This is a genomic window from Aliivibrio salmonicida LFI1238 (genome assembly GCF_000196495.1).
In the GTDB taxonomy this organism is placed as follows: Bacteria; Pseudomonadota; Gammaproteobacteria; order Enterobacterales; family Vibrionaceae; genus Aliivibrio; species Aliivibrio salmonicida.
Genome location: NC_011312.1, coordinates 1979556 through 1994364, shown reverse-complemented (window position 1 = coordinate 1994364; position 14809 = coordinate 1979556). Strand labels below are relative to the sequence as shown.

Here is a 14809-nt window from a genome sequence, read left to right as displayed (position 1 = left end):
TTTGGAATTTAGTGAGGCATAGACCTCTTATTAAATGGAGACATGAGCAATGTCATTTGAATTACCAGCTCTACCGTTCGCAAAAGACGCATTAGAACCACATATCTCAGCTGAGACTTTAGATTACCACCACGGCAAACACCACAACACTTATGTGGTTAAGCTTAACGGTCTTATCCCAGGGACTGAATTTGAAGGCAAGACGCTAGAAGAGATCATCAAAACTTCTACTGGCGGTGTTTTTAACAACGCCGCTCAAATTTGGAACCACACGTTCTACTGGAACTGCCTAGCTCCAAACGCTGGCGGCCAACCAACAGGCGCTGTCGCTGCTGCAATCGATGCTGCATTTGGTTCTTTCGAAGAATTCAAAGCAAAATTCACAGATTCAGCAATCAACAACTTTGGTTCTTCTTGGACTTGGCTTGTTAAAAATGCTGACGGCTCTCTAGCTATCGTTAATACATCTAACGCGGCAACACCGCTAACAGATGAAGGTGTAACGCCACTACTAACTGTTGATCTATGGGAACATGCTTACTACATTGATTTCCGTAACGTTCGTCCTGATTACATGGGTGCGTTCTGGTCTCTAGTTAACTGGTCTTTCGTAGAAGAAAACCTAGCTAAGTAAGTCTCTCATTTGAATAACCATTTCTATAATGGTTAATATCAAATCAAAAAGGTCAGTATTTATACTGACCTTTTTTTATTACTCCAGTTTGCGGTAACACTTTGCCCTTTCAATAAAATAATTTTAAAAAACGGCAATTAATTTCCTAAAAAAGCTAAAGATTTTCAATTCTTTTCCGATAAGTATTTATCATCAAGAGGAATTGATTCATGAAAGTACATACTTTAGATAAAGCAGAACTAATCAGTGAAATCCAATACGGCTCAAACCTAAACCATGCAATGGAAGCGGGTCGTCGTGCAGATTTTGCCTTAATGATGTCTTTATTATCTAATGACTTACGTGAAAACACACCCGTAGAAAAAATTGATGAGAAAAAACTAACCGAAGAACTACTACGTCAGCGCTTTCAATTGGCTGATGCCCAAATACTTCGCAGCAACGAAGAAAGCTACTCTCGTTCAGCCTCTCAAGCTCATCAGTTTCATAATGGCGGATTAGCAAGTGCTAAGCTGCAACATGGCCTAGCACCCGATGCAATGGCTTACATGCCCCAAGATACCTGTAACTTACCAGAAGACGTATACCACAACCTATCTGGTCACCAACGACGTCAGTTAGAAAGTGGAAATGAAATATTTAACGCGATCCCTCAAGATCTATACAACGAATTAGTCACAGCAAAGCGTCATTCAGAGATGAACTTATACGTATAGCTTAACGATTCAAGCTATTGAACATCGACCTTAACTACTTATTTGTTCATTCACTTACCCTTACTTTCCTTTCTCTTCTAGATTTATTCTCTTCTCATCCTCACCTTAAAATTTTGTGATTCAGTGCATAATTCCTATGGTTACTTATAAAAAAGTCACATTTTTAGTCGGACTTCACAGCAGATATTATATTTCTACCCCATTATTAGAGCATTCATTTACATTCATTAAAGTAATGAATAACACTACGGGGAAAGAATAAAATGAAAATTGAGCACTCAACTATTCTAATCACATCAGCTGGTAATACGATGGGGAGAGCTATTTCCTGCCACTTTGCCGCCCTAGGTGCTCATCTTATTATTGCGGATTCAAACCTAAGTGATTTAGATAAAACTCATCAAATTTGTTCTGAACTTGGCACTGATGTCGTTAGCTACCAATTAAAAGATGAAAGCACAGACAGTATTAGACACCTATTCCATGCTATCGATGAAGAATTTGGCTCAGGAATTGACGTTCTCATAAATAACTATATTGATGTCACTTTACCCAGCTTATTCGATACTCAAACTAATGACAGTCCATTGTTATTAACCAAACTCGCTTCCACTTTATTTAATTATGGGCAATTTGCAGCTCAAAATATGCGAAAACATAAAAAAGAAGGCGTTATCATCAATCTTGGGCATCATCAGAATGTCAACCAACCTTGTAGTTTAGATAACTCAAAAGCGTTATTAACTGGGTTAACAAAACGTTGGGCTAAAGAGCTTAACCCTTTCAATATCCGAGTCGGAGGAGTCACACCTCGCTTATTTAATAAAGTGTCGGCTCATACCGTTAATCTCATCAATCAAGAATTAATCAAAAATACAGAATATATCGTAGAAAATGATTACTTCAATGGCCGAATTCTCGAAGCAACCGCTTAATTATTCAACGTTTAAAATTACCCATGACTTTTCTTTAGGCATAAAAAAACCACCTCTATCTAATAGGTGGTTTTTTTATTAGTCAGGTACTTTCAAAATATGGGAGAAAATACCTTAACTTATTAGCATCGAATTATTTCTTTGCTTTTTTCGCTTTTACTACTTCTTTCACTTCTGGTGCGTCCATTACGTCAGCGTAAGCCGTACCGTAGTAAGAAGCGATTAATACTTCTTTAAGTTCTTTGATCAATGGGTAACGTGGGTTAGCACCAGTACATTGGTCATCAAATGCATCTTCAGCTAATTTGTCTACTTTAGCCATGAATTCAGCTTCGTTAACGCCAGCGGCTTGAATTGACAGTGGGATATCCAATGCAATTTTCAGCTCTTCTAACCAGTTAAGTAACGCATTAACTTTCGTTTCAGTATTACCATCACGGTAACCTAAATGCTCTGCAATTTCAGCGTAACGAGCACGTGCTTTAGGACGGTCGTACTGAGAGAATGCCGCTTGTTTAGTTGGGTTGTTAGTCGCATTAAAACGAACCGTATTCGAGATTAATAACGCATTAGCAAGACCGTGTGGAATATGGAATTCAGCGCCTAATTTATGCGCCATTGAGTGACACACACCTAGGAAAGACTGCGCAAAAGACATACCTGCGATTGTTGCTGCATTGTGAACTTTCTCACGTGCGATTGGATCTTTCTTACCGTTAGCGTAAGAGCTTGGTAAGTACTCTTTAAGCATCTTAAGTGATTGCAGAGCGTGACCATCTGAGTATTCGTTTGCAAGAACAGAAACATACGCTTCTAATGCGTGCGTTACTGCATCGTAACCACCGAATGCACATAAAGACTTAGGCATATCCATGACAAGGTTAGCATCAACAACAGCCATGTTTGGCGTTAGCTCGTAATCTGCTAATGGGTATTTTTGACCTGTTTTTTCATCGGTTACAACAGCGAATGGTGTAACTTCAGAACCAGTACCTGAAGTAGTTGTAATACATACTAGTTCAGCTTTTTGGCCCATTTTAGGGAACTTGTAAATACGTTTACGGATATCCATAAAGCGCATAGATAAATCTTCGAAATCAGTTTCTGGATGTTCGTACATCACCCACATGATTTTCGCAGCATCCATTGGTGAACCACCACCAACCGCTAAGATAACATCAGGTTGGTAGCTTGCACATGCTTCTGCACCCGCTTTAACTACGGCTAATGTAGGATCCGCTTCTACTTCATGGAACACTTCAACTTCCATGCCTTTCTCTTTCAAGATTGAACGTAGATCATCGATGTAACCGTTGTTAAATAAGAAACGGTCAGTAACGATCAGTGCACGTTTTTTACCTTCAAGATCGCTCATTGCGATTGGCAAACAGCCGCGACGGAAGTAGATAGATTTTGGTAGTTTATGCCACAACATATTTTCTGCTCGCTTAGCTACAATTTTCTTGTTGATAAGGTGCTTAGGACCTACGTTTTCAGAGATAGCATTACCACCCCAAGAACCACAACCTAGTGTTAATGAAGGAGCCAATTCGAAGTTGTAAAGGTCACCAATACCACCTTGAGATGCTGGCGTGTTTACAAGAATACGAGCGGTTTTCATTTTGTCACCGAAGTACGCAATACGTTCTTCGTTGTTATCTTGGTCTGTGTAAAGTACTGACGTATGACCAACACCGCCTATGTCTAATACGATACCTGCTTGACGCACAGCATCTTCAAAGTCTTTCGCTTTGAATAAACCTAATGTAGGAGATAGCTTTTCATGAGCAAATTCGTCATCCCATGAAGCTTCTAAGCCTTCACCGATAAGAATTTTAGTAGAAGTAGGTACTTTAACATTTGCTAGCTCAGCGATTTTGTATGCTGGTTGGCCAACGATGTTAGCGTTAAGTGCGCCATCAATAAGTAGTACTTTACGTACTTTATTTGCGTCTTCTTTGCTTAAAATAACAGCGCCGTATTTAGCGAAACGAGCTTTAACTTCGTCGTAAATTGACTCAACAACAATTGCAGCTTGCTCAGAAGCACAGATAACACCGTTATCGAATGTTTTAGACATTAAGATAGAAGAAACAGCACGTTTGATATCAGCAGTTTCATCGATAACGACAGGCGTATTACCCGCACCAACACCGATAGCTGGTTTACCTGATGAATAAGCCGCTTTCACCATGCCTGGACCACCAGTAGCAAGGATCATGTTGATGTGTTCATGTTTCATTAGTGCGTTTGATAGTTCAACAGATGGTTGGTCAATCCAACCAATGATGTCTTTTGGTGCGCCCGCTTTAATTGCTGCTTCTAATACGACTTTAGCAGCGTAGTTAGTTGCATTTTTAGCACGTGGGTGCGGTGAGAAGATACAGCCATTACGTGTTTTAAGACAGATTAGTGCTTTAAAGATTGCTGTTGAAGTAGGGTTTGTCGTTGGAACGATTGCACAAACAATACCTAGAGGTTCAGCGATTGTGATCGTGCCGCCTTCATCGTTACGATCGATAATGCCACACGTTAGTTCGTCTTTGTATTTATTGTAGATGAACTCAGAAGCAAAATGGTTTTTGATTACTTTGTCTTCCATGATGCCCATGCCAGACTCTTCTGCTGCCATTTTTGCAAGTTCGATACGAGCAGTTGAAGCAGCTAGAGACGCAGCACGAAATATTGTATCAACTTGTTCTTGTGAAAAGCTTGCAAATTCTTTTTGCGCGGCTTTAACACGTGCTACTAGAGCATCAAGTTCAGCTAAATTAGTTACAGGCATATTGTTTCTCCAAAAAATAAAACTATAAAATTCATTAAAAACTATTTAGTAAGGATCCTGCGTTACATCCTTTCTTGCATCTAAGCTTAATCGTTTAAGTCGATTACCTTGCTTTACATTCTTAGTAAATTGCTTTCAAAACTGATTATATTCTTTCACAATTTTAAAAGTATTGATTCAGATCAGTTCTGAGGATTTATTTACCACTTTCGTTGTACCCCTAACGGGTATCACATAAAAAACACGTTCTATATCACATAATTAGACTCAATAATGATGATGATCAAAAAGGAAGCTGATGACAAAACCATAATCAACAAAAAACAAAACTGTAATAAACTTTCACATTACAGGCTTTAAATGACAAAATAAGGTGAAAAAAGCGTGCTACTAAAGAGTAGTATAACTCTGGTTCTATTCACATCATTAATCCCTCAAATAACTTGTCCTAGATCACTTTATTCTTATATTTTTATGTATTAACCGTTGTGGGGATCTTCCCTATTTCAAAGTTCTACTGGAGAGAGTGGCTTTTTTTGATTATTCTGGAGTTATGATAAGACTTGGCACTTAACGATGAATAATAAGAATATTAAACATTATCTCTACATTACTATTTTTGGAACTCATACAAAGGGGGGACGAGCTTTTGACATTGGATTGATATGTTTAATTCTAGCTTCTCAGGCAACCTTAATTTTAGACTCAATGGCATCAGTTAAAGCTGAGTATGGTGAACTATTATGGACATTGGAATATATCTTCACTGCATTTTTCACGCTTGAATATTTTTTACGTCTTTATTGCTCACCAAAACCGGCTTCTTACGCTAAAAGCTTTTATGGCATTATTGATGTATTAGCTATTTTACCTACTTACCTAGCTCTCTTTTTCCCAAGTGCGAGTTATATTGCCATTATTCGTCTTTTACGTGTAATGAGAATATTTAGAGTCTTAAAACTGGTTCGATACTTACAAGACTCAAACATACTTTTACGTTCATTGTTAATGGCAAAAAGAAAAATTCTGATCTTCTTTAGCACCGTTGCTATTTTAGTCTCTGTTTTTGGTTCATTAATGTTTGTTATTGAAGGACCAAATAATGGGTTTACGAGTATTCCCCAAAGTATTTATTGGGCTATCGTGACCATTACCACAGTAGGCTATGGTGATTTAGTTCCACACACTGCGTTAGGTAAAGCGGTGGCTTCATTAACGATGTTATTAGGTTATTCAATATTAGCGGTACCAACAGGAATAATTACAGCAGAATTAAATCAAGAGATGAATGCACATCGAGATCTTGTGCGTTGTCCAAATTGCGTTAAAGGTGGGCATGAATCAGATGCGATGCACTGTAAGCATTGTGGAAGTAAACTACCTGAGCCTCAGGAAAGAATAGTAAGACCAAATCAAAATAGATAGAAAATAGAATTAAGATTATTCAGTATAAAGGACAAGTGTACTCTGAGACACATTTGGAGTCGTATCGCTTCCTAAGAATTTTGGTGCAGCAATTATAGCAAGAAGTATAAAGACAGCAGCAAATGCCGCGCACTTAGTTAAGACTTGTCCTTTCGTATTTTTCATTAGATGATTCTATTCATAGATTTAGTTGTCGACAATATACTCAATTATAAGCCTAGCTAACGTTTTATAATTTTTTTATGGGATCAAGGTAACATTAGTTTTTCAAAAATGAGACTTTTAACAAAAAATAACAGCATCACTCAATTATTTTCCAGAAACGTTAACTCGAACAATATCTTGTTGAGCTGAAGAAAATTGTTTCTTTAATTCTGCTTTTGATTTAAAAACGATTTCCCCCCCTTCAGCGACCGTCATATGCTCTGCATCTTTATTGTGCTTCGATTGATATAACATCATTGCCTGCATACAGGTGCTTCTTTGCTCTTGGGACAATAACGTGCCGTTATGCCACTTCCCTGTCTCTACTGCATATTGTAAATTCTCAAACACTTCAGGAGTCATTGATTCTAATAGTTTATTAATATCCATTATTTACTCTACTCTGTTAAATATCTTAGAAAGATATCTTTTCATTAAGGTTAGTCAATCAAGTGCCGATAAATAGGTGTAATGGATCACGTTTCATCATTTATCACCAATAGGATCATCATGCTTTCAATCACTCATCGCTTTATTTTACTTGTTCTAGTAAGCCTTTCACTTACCGGATGCTTTGGGATAAAACCGACAACAGAACAATTATGCGAAGAACATGGCGCTTTACAATGTCAAGAACTCAATATGCGTGATGGACAATGCCGCCATCAAAGAGATGAATTAATTTTAAACCGTTTTGATGTACTAAAAACCAATTCGGATCTTGATAAATTAAAAACCTTACAGGCCACATTAAAATACCAAACCTGTTTAGGCTCTGCTGCACAAATTGAACCAATCACAGCAAAAGAAATTAAATCAAAACGTACCGAAGCTTTACTTCATACGTATGATGCCTCGGATGCACTTTCGGAAGAATTAAAAAGCTCTACAGACCCTAAAGTTCTCTTTTATCGCTGGACTGTGGGCGACAAAGAGGCATTACGATCTTTTTTACAATTAGAAAATACAAAAGAATTAGAAACGGCCGAGTTACAATATGCATTAGCCACCTTTTATACTCTTCGAAATGAGAATAAAACAATTCAGTTACTTAACCATTCTTTAGAACTGCTCACAGAACAAGACTATAAAAATCAATTTCATTCGATCATCATTAACTCACTAGCAAGTGTGAACTATAAAGCAGGCAATAAAGAGCACGCTTATATCTGGACGATGGTAGGAAAAGCATTTGACTTACAAGTGGCCTCCGAACAGCAATTAAAGCTACTTTATCATTTTCCAGAAGAGACAAAACAAGAGTTACTGATTACATCAGAAATGATTAAAGACAGCATTAAAGCGCAAAATTTTACCGTTTCAATGCTTCCGACAATAAATAACGACTCACAGTAATCATTAGTGATGACAAAACAGAGAGGAATTATCGGTATCTCCTCCCTGTTATTTCTCTATTTTTTATTTACCTTTAAAGCGTAGAGAAATAGAGTTAACACAAAAACGCTCTCCGGTCGTTTTAGGACCATCATTAAATACATGCCCTAAATGACTATCACAGCGGGCACATCGAATCTCTACTCGCGCCATGCCATGGCTATTGTCTTTTATATATCGAATAACCTGCGTATTTAATGGTTCATCAAAGCTTGGCCATCCACAACCAGAATCGTATTTATTCTCTGATGAAAACAAATCCACATGACAACAGGTACACGCATAATTCCCTGTCGCCTTATTCTGTAAAAGCTTTCCTGAAAAAGGCGCTTCTGTGCCTTTTTGTCGACAAACCACAAATTCTTCGTCGGTTAACTCACTTTTCCAATCTTCGTTTGTAAAGTCAGAAAATGATTTTGATTGATTCATTTTAATAACCCCTCCTTTGTTACATATTTAAATTAAACCTTGCTAAGTCTTATCGTTGTAGCACATACTTTGCCAAAGTAATTTTACCGCTAGCCCAAAAGTACACATTAATTGTTATGTTACTTATTTTCAATAAATGACATAAAGGTGATTAAATAACCAAGTTTTCTATAAATTACGTAAGAATTTTTCTTTATGTTAACAGAATATGGGTTATTTTTTGATTTTAAACAATATAAATGGCATTTTCGCTTGCAGGTTGGCTCAGGATTTTGTAATTTTACTACCAGTTAATTTAAACCTGAAAATCAAATTTAAGTTGTGGAGCAACATATAATGACTATCAAAGTAGGTATTAACGGTTTTGGCCGTATTGGACGTTTTGTTTTCCGTGCATCTGTAGAGCGCAACGACATCGAAGTTGTTGGTATTAACGATCTTATCGACGTTGAATACATGGCTTACATGCTTAAGTACGACTCAACTCACGGTCGTTTCAACGGTACTGTTGAAGTAGTTGACGGTAACCTAGTAGTTAACGGTAACACTGTACGTGTAACTGCTGAACGTAACCCAGAAGATCTTAAGTGGGATGCAATCAACGTTGACGTTGTTGCTGAAGCTACTGGTCTTTTCCTTACTGACGAAACTGCTCGTAAACACATCACAGCTGGCGCTAAGAAAGTAGTTCTTACTGGTCCTTCTGGTGACGTTCCAATGTTCGTTATGGGCGTTAACGCTGCAGATTACGCTGGTCAAGATATCGTTTCTAACGCTTCTTGTACTACTAACTGTCTTGCACCTATCGCTAAAGTACTTAACGACAAGTGGGGCATTGAATCTGGTCTTATGACTACAGTTCACGCAACTACAGCAACTCAAAAAACTGTAGATGGTCCTTCTGCGAAAGACTGGCGTGGTGGCCGTGGTGCTTCTCAAAACATCATCCCATCTTCAACTGGTGCAGCTAAAGCAGTAGGTAAAGTAATTCCTGAGCTTAACGGCCTTCTAACTGGTATGGCTTTCCGCGTACCAACTGCAAACGTTTCTGTTGTTGACCTTACAGTTAACCTAAAAACTGCTGCAACTTACGAAGAAATCTGTGCTGAAATGAAACGCGCTTCTGAAAATGAATTTGCTGGCGTTTTAGGCTACACAGAAGAAGCTGTTGTTTCTCAAGACTTCATCGGCGAAACACAAACTTCAGTATTTGATGCTGCAGCTGGTGTTGCTCTAACTGACAAATTCGTTAAGCTTGTATCTTGGTACGACAACGAAATCGGTTACTCAAACAAAGTTCTTGACCTAATCGCTCACGTTTCTAAGTAAGCATTAGTTTAGACTTTCTTTGAAAACTAACTTGAAAGGTTTCATTATCTTTTAAGTATAAAAGGCGACTTAATTGTCGCCTTTTTTGTATCTGTTATTTGATATATTCTCTTTTTAGTATTTATTCAATTGTCATGTATAAATTACAATTGAATAAATATTACCTTTCTAGGAGATAGACATGGATTTAACTCAATTATCAACGATTAGTGCCCTTTCTGATAGTGTCACAATTGAACAACTAGACGATGTAAAAATCGTCCGAGTGCGTCACAGTAAAGCTGAAGCGGCAATATCACTTCATGGTGGTCATGTGTTATCTTTTAAGCCAACGCAAGGTGAAGAGCTTATCTGGATGAGCAAAGACGCTATCTTCCACCCAGACAAAGCCATTCGTGGCGGTGTGCCTGTATGTTGGCCTTGGTTTGGACGTATAGAAAACCCAGCTCATGGGTTTGCTCGTAACAGCCAATGGACATTAATTGAACATAAAGAAAATGAAAACGGTGTAATGATTTCTCTAGGCTTGTCGGCTTCAGAAGAAACAAAAGCAATCTGGCCTTTTGAGTTTGAAGCACGATTAAATATAACTATCGGCGATGAGCTAACCATTACACTTGATGCAAAAAATACAGATAACAAACCTTGGAATTGCTCTGGTGCGTTACATACCTATCTAAACATCTCTGATATCCATACGTCTGTCATCACCGGAATGGGAGATCGTTACATTGATGGTCTATTAAATGGAACAAGCTGTACTGGTGAGCATGAGCTTAAGATCAATGAAGCCGTAGATCGTGTTTACACAGAATCAGAATCAACGTTAACCATTAGCGATAACCTTCGTACAATTACAGTAACTAATGAGGGTAATAATGCCGCGGTTATCTGGAACCCATGGGCAGAAGGTGCAGAAAGCATGGGAGACATGAATAATGATGGGTATTTAACAATGGTCTGCATTGAATCGACTTATCACGCAACAAGTTTAGAAACAGCAAAAACAATTCAACCAAATGAATCATTCACACTAAGTACGATTATTCGCGCTTAATTGAACCAATAAAAAAGCGGAGATAAAATTAATTATCTCCGCTTTCTTTCATTCTAAGCACACTGTTATTATCTTTCCCAGTATGACTCTTCTAAACTGTCTTCGCGTTCAGGTAACCCACGAGATAAGCGTGGTGAATGCTGAGCCAAAACCTCAAAGCTTACTCGGTTTGAGTATTTACATACTTGAGATAATGAAGAGTACGTTAAGTAAGAATGCTGATGCTTACTTGAGTTCGGTACATTATTACGATGGTAATGATTTGCAGCCATATCATGTAATAATGCAGACAAAGCACCATCACCCGCGCCATTCGTATTTTTGATTTTCTCAGGGCCACCCATGTACGGTGAAATATGAGAATATACTTTTGTCGGCTGATCACAACTTGCTTTAACTGCTGGACGACTGAATTCATATTGATTAAATTCAGCGATTGTTCCTGGAAGTAATGGCAACGATGTTTCACGTTTCGCTGATTCTTCTGTGTAACCTGCCATGTACAGTCCAACAGGGCCAGCAGTACATAAAACAAGATCAACCCACTCAAGCGCTTTATCTGCCGCTTCTAATGGGTCAGAAGCACCCGTTAATGCTTCACCTTCTTCTTCATTCATTGCCACAACAGACACATGATCACTTAGGAAGTCACGCCAATATTGAGGGTCATCTTGAACAACAAATTTGGTCCCCATAGTTAGGACAACAGGCACATCATATTTCTTCGCGAACTCAATGGCTTTCATGGTTGCTTCAGGCATTGGGTCACCCTCTTTACAACGAACAAGATAAGCCGTTAATACTAATGCAGACGCATTTTTAAAAATCTTTTCAGGAATACTATCAGCACGAAGTTGATTCATGTCCCCTTCACTGATTGCAAACGTACGCTCGCCATCTTGGCTAATTAAAGCAAAACAACGGCCTATTGCACCAGGTACAGGCTGCAGATAATTCAAATCCATACGGCTTGAAGTATTACAAAGGTAACGATAAGAATAACTACCAATATGGATATCTTCACTCATAACACCAAGCAGTGTTGATTTATCATCAGCAAGCACTGAATAGTTATGAAGTGTATTACCAATCGTGCCACCAGCGTATTCGTTGGTGATCATATTGTTATCTTTAAGCTCATTATAAAGCATTTCCGCTTTATCATTATCGATAACCAGTGAGTGTCCTTTACTCAAGCCATACTTTTCAATAAAAGCATCATCAATTCTAGCTTCAATATCCACTAAGGTTTGATCAATACCAATAATGTGCGTACGCGACATTTTTTTGGTTTCTTGAGCTTGACTCACTAATGGATCACGAGCGTGAACAGGAAAATAATGCTTGGATTTACGTTGACCTGGAAACTTCATAAAATAATCATTCAACTGGCTAAGGGAATAAGTGCGGAAGTTTAGCCCTTGCTTAACGCCCTCGCAATACCTCATATAGTAACCTTTTAAAGGCAAACGTTTGCTATTCGTAATTATTTAAGTCGCTAGCGTTCATCTCTATATTCATGGTAATTTAGAGCGTATTTTTTGAAGGTAACTACCATGACAACTGAACTACTTAGCTATGATGACATTATTGAAGTCGCTTACGATATTTTTCTAGAGATGGCTCAAGATAACCTTGAACCTGCTGATGTTGCTCTTTTCACTCTACAATTTGATGACCGCGGTGCGGCTGAAGTCGTTGATACTCGTGACGACTGGGCTGAGCATGTTGGCTTTGAAGTAGATGGCGAAGTATACGCAGAAGTTCTAATTGGCTTAGTAAACGAAGAATCTGATGTATTGGACGATGTATTTGCTCGTATGTTAGTAAGCCGTGACCCTGAACATAAATTCTGTCACATGCTATGGAAACGTGATTAATTAATAATCACTCCATATTATCGACAATATAAAGGGGCTATTTGCTCCTTTTTTATTGAGTTTCGTATTATCTACCCCCATTATTTCTTTATGCTCACAAACTACTTCATGTAGAAAATAATAAAGGAATAACATGTCGCAATTTCAATCTCGATGCCCTTCTTGCCAAGGCATAAACCGTCTTCCTATCGAACGTATTAACGACAAACCTACTTGTGGTCGCTGTAAGGAACTCTTGTTAGATGGAAAACCATTAGAAGGCACTAGTGAAAACTTATCCGCATTATTAGACAGCGAACAACCTATTGTTATCGATTTTTGGGCACCTTGGTGTAATCCGTGTGTCGGCTTCTCACCTGTTTTTGAAGACGTTGCCGCTGAACGTAATGGCCAAGTTCGTTGTGTGAAAGTAAATACTGAAGCCCAACAACAAATTGCAGCACAATATCAAATTCGTTCAATTCCAACGATCATGGTTTTCAAAAATGGAGAACGTGTAGATATGATCAATGGTGCATTGCCAAAAGGTCAGTTTGATCAGTGGTTAAACCAAGCACTACTTAAATAGTCAGTCACAACCCTTAAAAGATCAAAAAAAGCCCCTTTACTGGATAACCAATAAAGGGGCTTACATTTCTATTTATCTATTTATCAAATACACATTAATTTGAAAAACAGATTAACCGATGAACTCAACACCATTCATGTACTTACGCAGTACTTCAGGAATTGCAATTTTGCCATCAGCTTGTTGGAAGTTCTCTAGAATCGCAACCATTGTACGACCTACAGCAAGACCAGAACCGTTTAGTGTATGAACCAATTCTGGTTTCTTCTCACCTTGACGACGGAAACGCGCTTGCATACGACGCGCTTGGAAATCCCACATGTTTGAACAAGAAGAAATCTCACGGTACGTTTCTTGTGCTGGAACCCATACTTCTAAGTCGTATGTTTTACGAGAACCGAAGCCCATATCACCAGTACAAAGAATCACTTTACGGTAAGGAAGTTCAAGCAGTTGAAGTACTTTCTCAGCATGACCTGTTAGTTCTTCAAGAGCAGCCATTGAATCTTCTGGTTTCGTGATTTGAACTAATTCAACTTTGTCGAATTGGTGCATACGAATAAGACCACGAGTATCACGACCGTAAGATCCTGCTTCAGAACGGAAACACGGTGTATGTGCCGTCATTTTCAGTGGAAGATCAGCTTCTTCAGTAATCGTGTCACGTACCATGTTTGTTACTGGCACTTCCGCTGTAGGGATAAGAGATAGCATCTTAAGAGGAACATCACTTACTTGCTCTGTTAGCGGACTTGTATGGAATAAGTCTTCACCAAACTTAGGCAGTTGACCAGTACCATATAGGCTGTCGTGGTTAACTAAGTAAGGTACATACATTTCCATGTAACCGTGCTCTTCAGTATGAAGATCAAGCATAAATTGCGATAAAGCACGGTGTAAACGCGCAAACTGACCTTTCATAACGATGAAACGAGAGCCTGAGATTTTAACTGCACTTGCGAAATCAAGACCATCCGCAAGCTCACCAAGAGCAACGTGATCTCTCACTTCAAAATCGTACGTTAGCGGTGTACCCCAACGTAATACTTCTACGTTTTCATCTTCATCTTTACCATATGGTACTGACTCATCAGGAAGGTTTGGTACTGACAAAGCGATGCTTTCAATTTGTTGTTGAAGCTCAGCAAGTCCTGCTTTTGCATCATCTAGTTCTGAACCTAATGTTGCAACATCAGCCATGATGCGATCTGCTTCTTCATGATCGCCCTTCGCTTTTGCTTGACCAATGGACTTCGAACGGGAATTACGCTGCGCTTGAAGATCTTCCGTGATAACTTGAAGAGATTTACGTTGTTCTTCAAGGGTGCGAAGTGTCTCTACGTCTAGCTTAAAGCCACGACGTGCCAGTTTCTCTGCTGTTTCATCCAGCTCTGTACGAAGTAATTTTGAATCAAGCATTTGTAATCCTATGCCTTATTGGTCATTGTGCGT

Annotated in this window: 14 protein-coding genes; 9 read left to right on the top strand and 5 right to left on the bottom strand. The window is 38.6% G+C overall.

Annotated elements, in window-relative coordinates:
• Positions 1-49: 49 nt before the first annotated feature.
• The 3 genes from sodB (at position 50) to VSAL_RS09755 (ending at position 2285) form a co-directional block, all read left to right on the top strand.
• Complete coding sequence (gene sodB, locus VSAL_RS09765) at positions 50-634, top strand: superoxide dismutase [Fe] (RefSeq protein WP_012550433.1); 585 nt, start codon at positions 50-52, stop codon at positions 632-634.
• Positions 635-843: 209 nt separating this feature from the next.
• Complete coding sequence (locus VSAL_RS09760) at positions 844-1350, top strand: VC2046/SO_2500 family protein (protein WP_012550432.1); 507 nt, start codon at positions 844-846, stop codon at positions 1348-1350.
• A gap of 263 nt (positions 1351-1613) precedes the next feature.
• Positions 1614-2285, top strand: coding sequence for an SDR family oxidoreductase (locus tag VSAL_RS09755; RefSeq protein WP_012550431.1), 672 nt, complete (start codon positions 1614-1616; stop codon positions 2283-2285).
• A 133-nt stretch (positions 2286-2418) separates the two neighbouring features.
• Here the strand turns inward: VSAL_RS09755 and adhE are convergent, their stop codons facing one another.
• Entirely contained in the window at positions 2419-5070 is a 2652-nt protein-coding gene (gene adhE, locus VSAL_RS09750; protein ID WP_012550430.1) for a bifunctional acetaldehyde-CoA/alcohol dehydrogenase, read from the bottom strand.
• Positions 5071-5646: 576 nt separating this feature from the next.
• Between adhE and VSAL_RS09745 the strand changes: the two genes are divergently transcribed.
• The gene (locus VSAL_RS09745) at positions 5647-6495 is read left to right on the top strand and encodes an ion transporter (protein ID WP_012550429.1); all 849 of its coding nucleotides are present in this window, start codon (positions 5647-5649) and stop codon (positions 6493-6495) included.
• A gap of 309 nt (positions 6496-6804) precedes the next feature.
• On the opposite strand, the gene VSAL_RS09740 is transcribed toward VSAL_RS09745, so the two are convergent.
• The gene (locus VSAL_RS09740; RefSeq protein WP_012550427.1) at positions 6805-7089 is read right to left on the bottom strand and encodes a YeaC family protein; all 285 of its coding nucleotides are present in this window, start codon (positions 7087-7089) and stop codon (positions 6805-6807) included.
• A gap of 120 nt (positions 7090-7209) precedes the next feature.
• Here VSAL_RS09740 and VSAL_RS09735 point away from each other — a divergent pair, with 120 nt between their 5' ends.
• Positions 7210-8055 (top strand): DUF2989 domain-containing protein, encoded by an 846-nt coding sequence (locus VSAL_RS09735; protein ID WP_044583284.1) that lies wholly within the window; start codon positions 7210-7212, stop codon positions 8053-8055.
• A gap of 63 nt (positions 8056-8118) precedes the next feature.
• Here the strand turns inward: VSAL_RS09735 and msrB are convergent, their stop codons facing one another.
• Positions 8119-8523 carry a peptide-methionine (R)-S-oxide reductase MsrB gene (msrB, locus tag VSAL_RS09730; protein ID WP_012550425.1) on the bottom strand — a complete coding sequence of 135 codons (405 nt, stop codon included), beginning with the start codon at positions 8521-8523 and terminating at the stop codon, positions 8119-8121.
• Between the two features lie 336 nt (positions 8524-8859).
• Between msrB and gap the strand changes: the two genes are divergently transcribed.
• Both gap and VSAL_RS09720 read left to right on the top strand, forming a co-directional pair.
• Positions 8860-9852 carry a type I glyceraldehyde-3-phosphate dehydrogenase gene (gene gap, locus VSAL_RS09725; RefSeq protein WP_012550424.1) on the top strand — a complete coding sequence of 331 codons (993 nt, stop codon included), beginning with the start codon at positions 8860-8862 and terminating at the stop codon, positions 9850-9852.
• Positions 9853-10033: 181 nt separating this feature from the next.
• A complete protein-coding gene (locus VSAL_RS09720) occupies positions 10034-10909 on the top strand; it encodes a D-hexose-6-phosphate mutarotase (RefSeq protein WP_012550423.1) in 876 nt (291 codons plus the stop codon).
• A gap of 68 nt (positions 10910-10977) precedes the next feature.
• Here the strand turns inward: VSAL_RS09720 and VSAL_RS09715 are convergent, their stop codons facing one another.
• Positions 10978-12282: an inosine/guanosine kinase gene (locus VSAL_RS09715; RefSeq protein WP_012550422.1), complete on the bottom strand. Its 1305-nt coding sequence runs from the start codon at positions 12280-12282 to the stop codon at positions 10978-10980.
• A 183-nt stretch (positions 12283-12465) separates the two neighbouring features.
• Here VSAL_RS09715 and VSAL_RS09710 point away from each other — a divergent pair, with 183 nt between their 5' ends.
• A complete protein-coding gene (locus VSAL_RS09710; RefSeq protein ID WP_012550421.1) occupies positions 12466-12789 on the top strand; it encodes an HI1450 family dsDNA-mimic protein in 324 nt (107 codons plus the stop codon).
• Positions 12790-12922: 133 nt separating this feature from the next.
• Positions 12923-13357, top strand: a complete 435-nt coding sequence (gene trxC, locus VSAL_RS09705; protein WP_012550420.1) for a thioredoxin TrxC — start codon at positions 12923-12925, stop codon at positions 13355-13357.
• Positions 13358-13468: 111 nt separating this feature from the next.
• Here trxC and serS read toward each other — a convergent pair whose 3' ends face one another.
• Complete coding sequence (gene serS, locus VSAL_RS09700; protein WP_012550419.1) at positions 13469-14776, bottom strand: serine--tRNA ligase; 1308 nt, start codon at positions 14774-14776, stop codon at positions 13469-13471.
• Between the last annotated feature and the right edge of the window lie 33 nt (positions 14777-14809).

Excerpts from the sequence above, each read along its gene's own strand:
- sodB (WP_012550433.1), top strand. The coding sequence starts at position 50 with ATGTCATTTGAATTACCAGCTCTACCGTTCGCAAAAGACGCATTAGAA.
- VSAL_RS09760 (WP_012550432.1), top strand. The coding sequence starts at position 844 with ATGAAAGTACATACTTTAGATAAAGCAGAACTAATCAGTGAAATCCAA.
- VSAL_RS09755 (WP_012550431.1), top strand. The coding sequence starts at position 1,614 with ATGAAAATTGAGCACTCAACTATTCTAATCACATCAGCTGGTAATACG.
- adhE (WP_012550430.1), bottom strand. The coding sequence starts at position 5,070 with ATGCCTGTAACTAATTTAGCTGAACTTGATGCTCTAGTAGCACGTGTT.
- VSAL_RS09745 (WP_012550429.1), top strand. The coding sequence starts at position 5,647 with ATGAATAATAAGAATATTAAACATTATCTCTACATTACTATTTTTGGA.
- VSAL_RS09740 (WP_012550427.1), bottom strand. The coding sequence starts at position 7,089 with ATGGATATTAATAAACTATTAGAATCAATGACTCCTGAAGTGTTTGAG.
- VSAL_RS09735 (WP_044583284.1), top strand. The coding sequence starts at position 7,210 with ATGCTTTCAATCACTCATCGCTTTATTTTACTTGTTCTAGTAAGCCTT.
- msrB (WP_012550425.1), bottom strand. The coding sequence starts at position 8,523 with ATGAATCAATCAAAATCATTTTCTGACTTTACAAACGAAGATTGGAAA.
- gap (WP_012550424.1), top strand. The coding sequence starts at position 8,860 with ATGACTATCAAAGTAGGTATTAACGGTTTTGGCCGTATTGGACGTTTT.
- VSAL_RS09720 (WP_012550423.1), top strand. The coding sequence starts at position 10,034 with ATGGATTTAACTCAATTATCAACGATTAGTGCCCTTTCTGATAGTGTC.
- VSAL_RS09715 (WP_012550422.1), bottom strand. The coding sequence starts at position 12,282 with ATGAAGTTTCCAGGTCAACGTAAATCCAAGCATTATTTTCCTGTTCAC.
- VSAL_RS09710 (WP_012550421.1), top strand. The coding sequence starts at position 12,466 with ATGACAACTGAACTACTTAGCTATGATGACATTATTGAAGTCGCTTAC.
- trxC (WP_012550420.1), top strand. The coding sequence starts at position 12,923 with ATGTCGCAATTTCAATCTCGATGCCCTTCTTGCCAAGGCATAAACCGT.
- serS (WP_012550419.1), bottom strand. The coding sequence starts at position 14,776 with ATGCTTGATTCAAAATTACTTCGTACAGAGCTGGATGAAACAGCAGAG.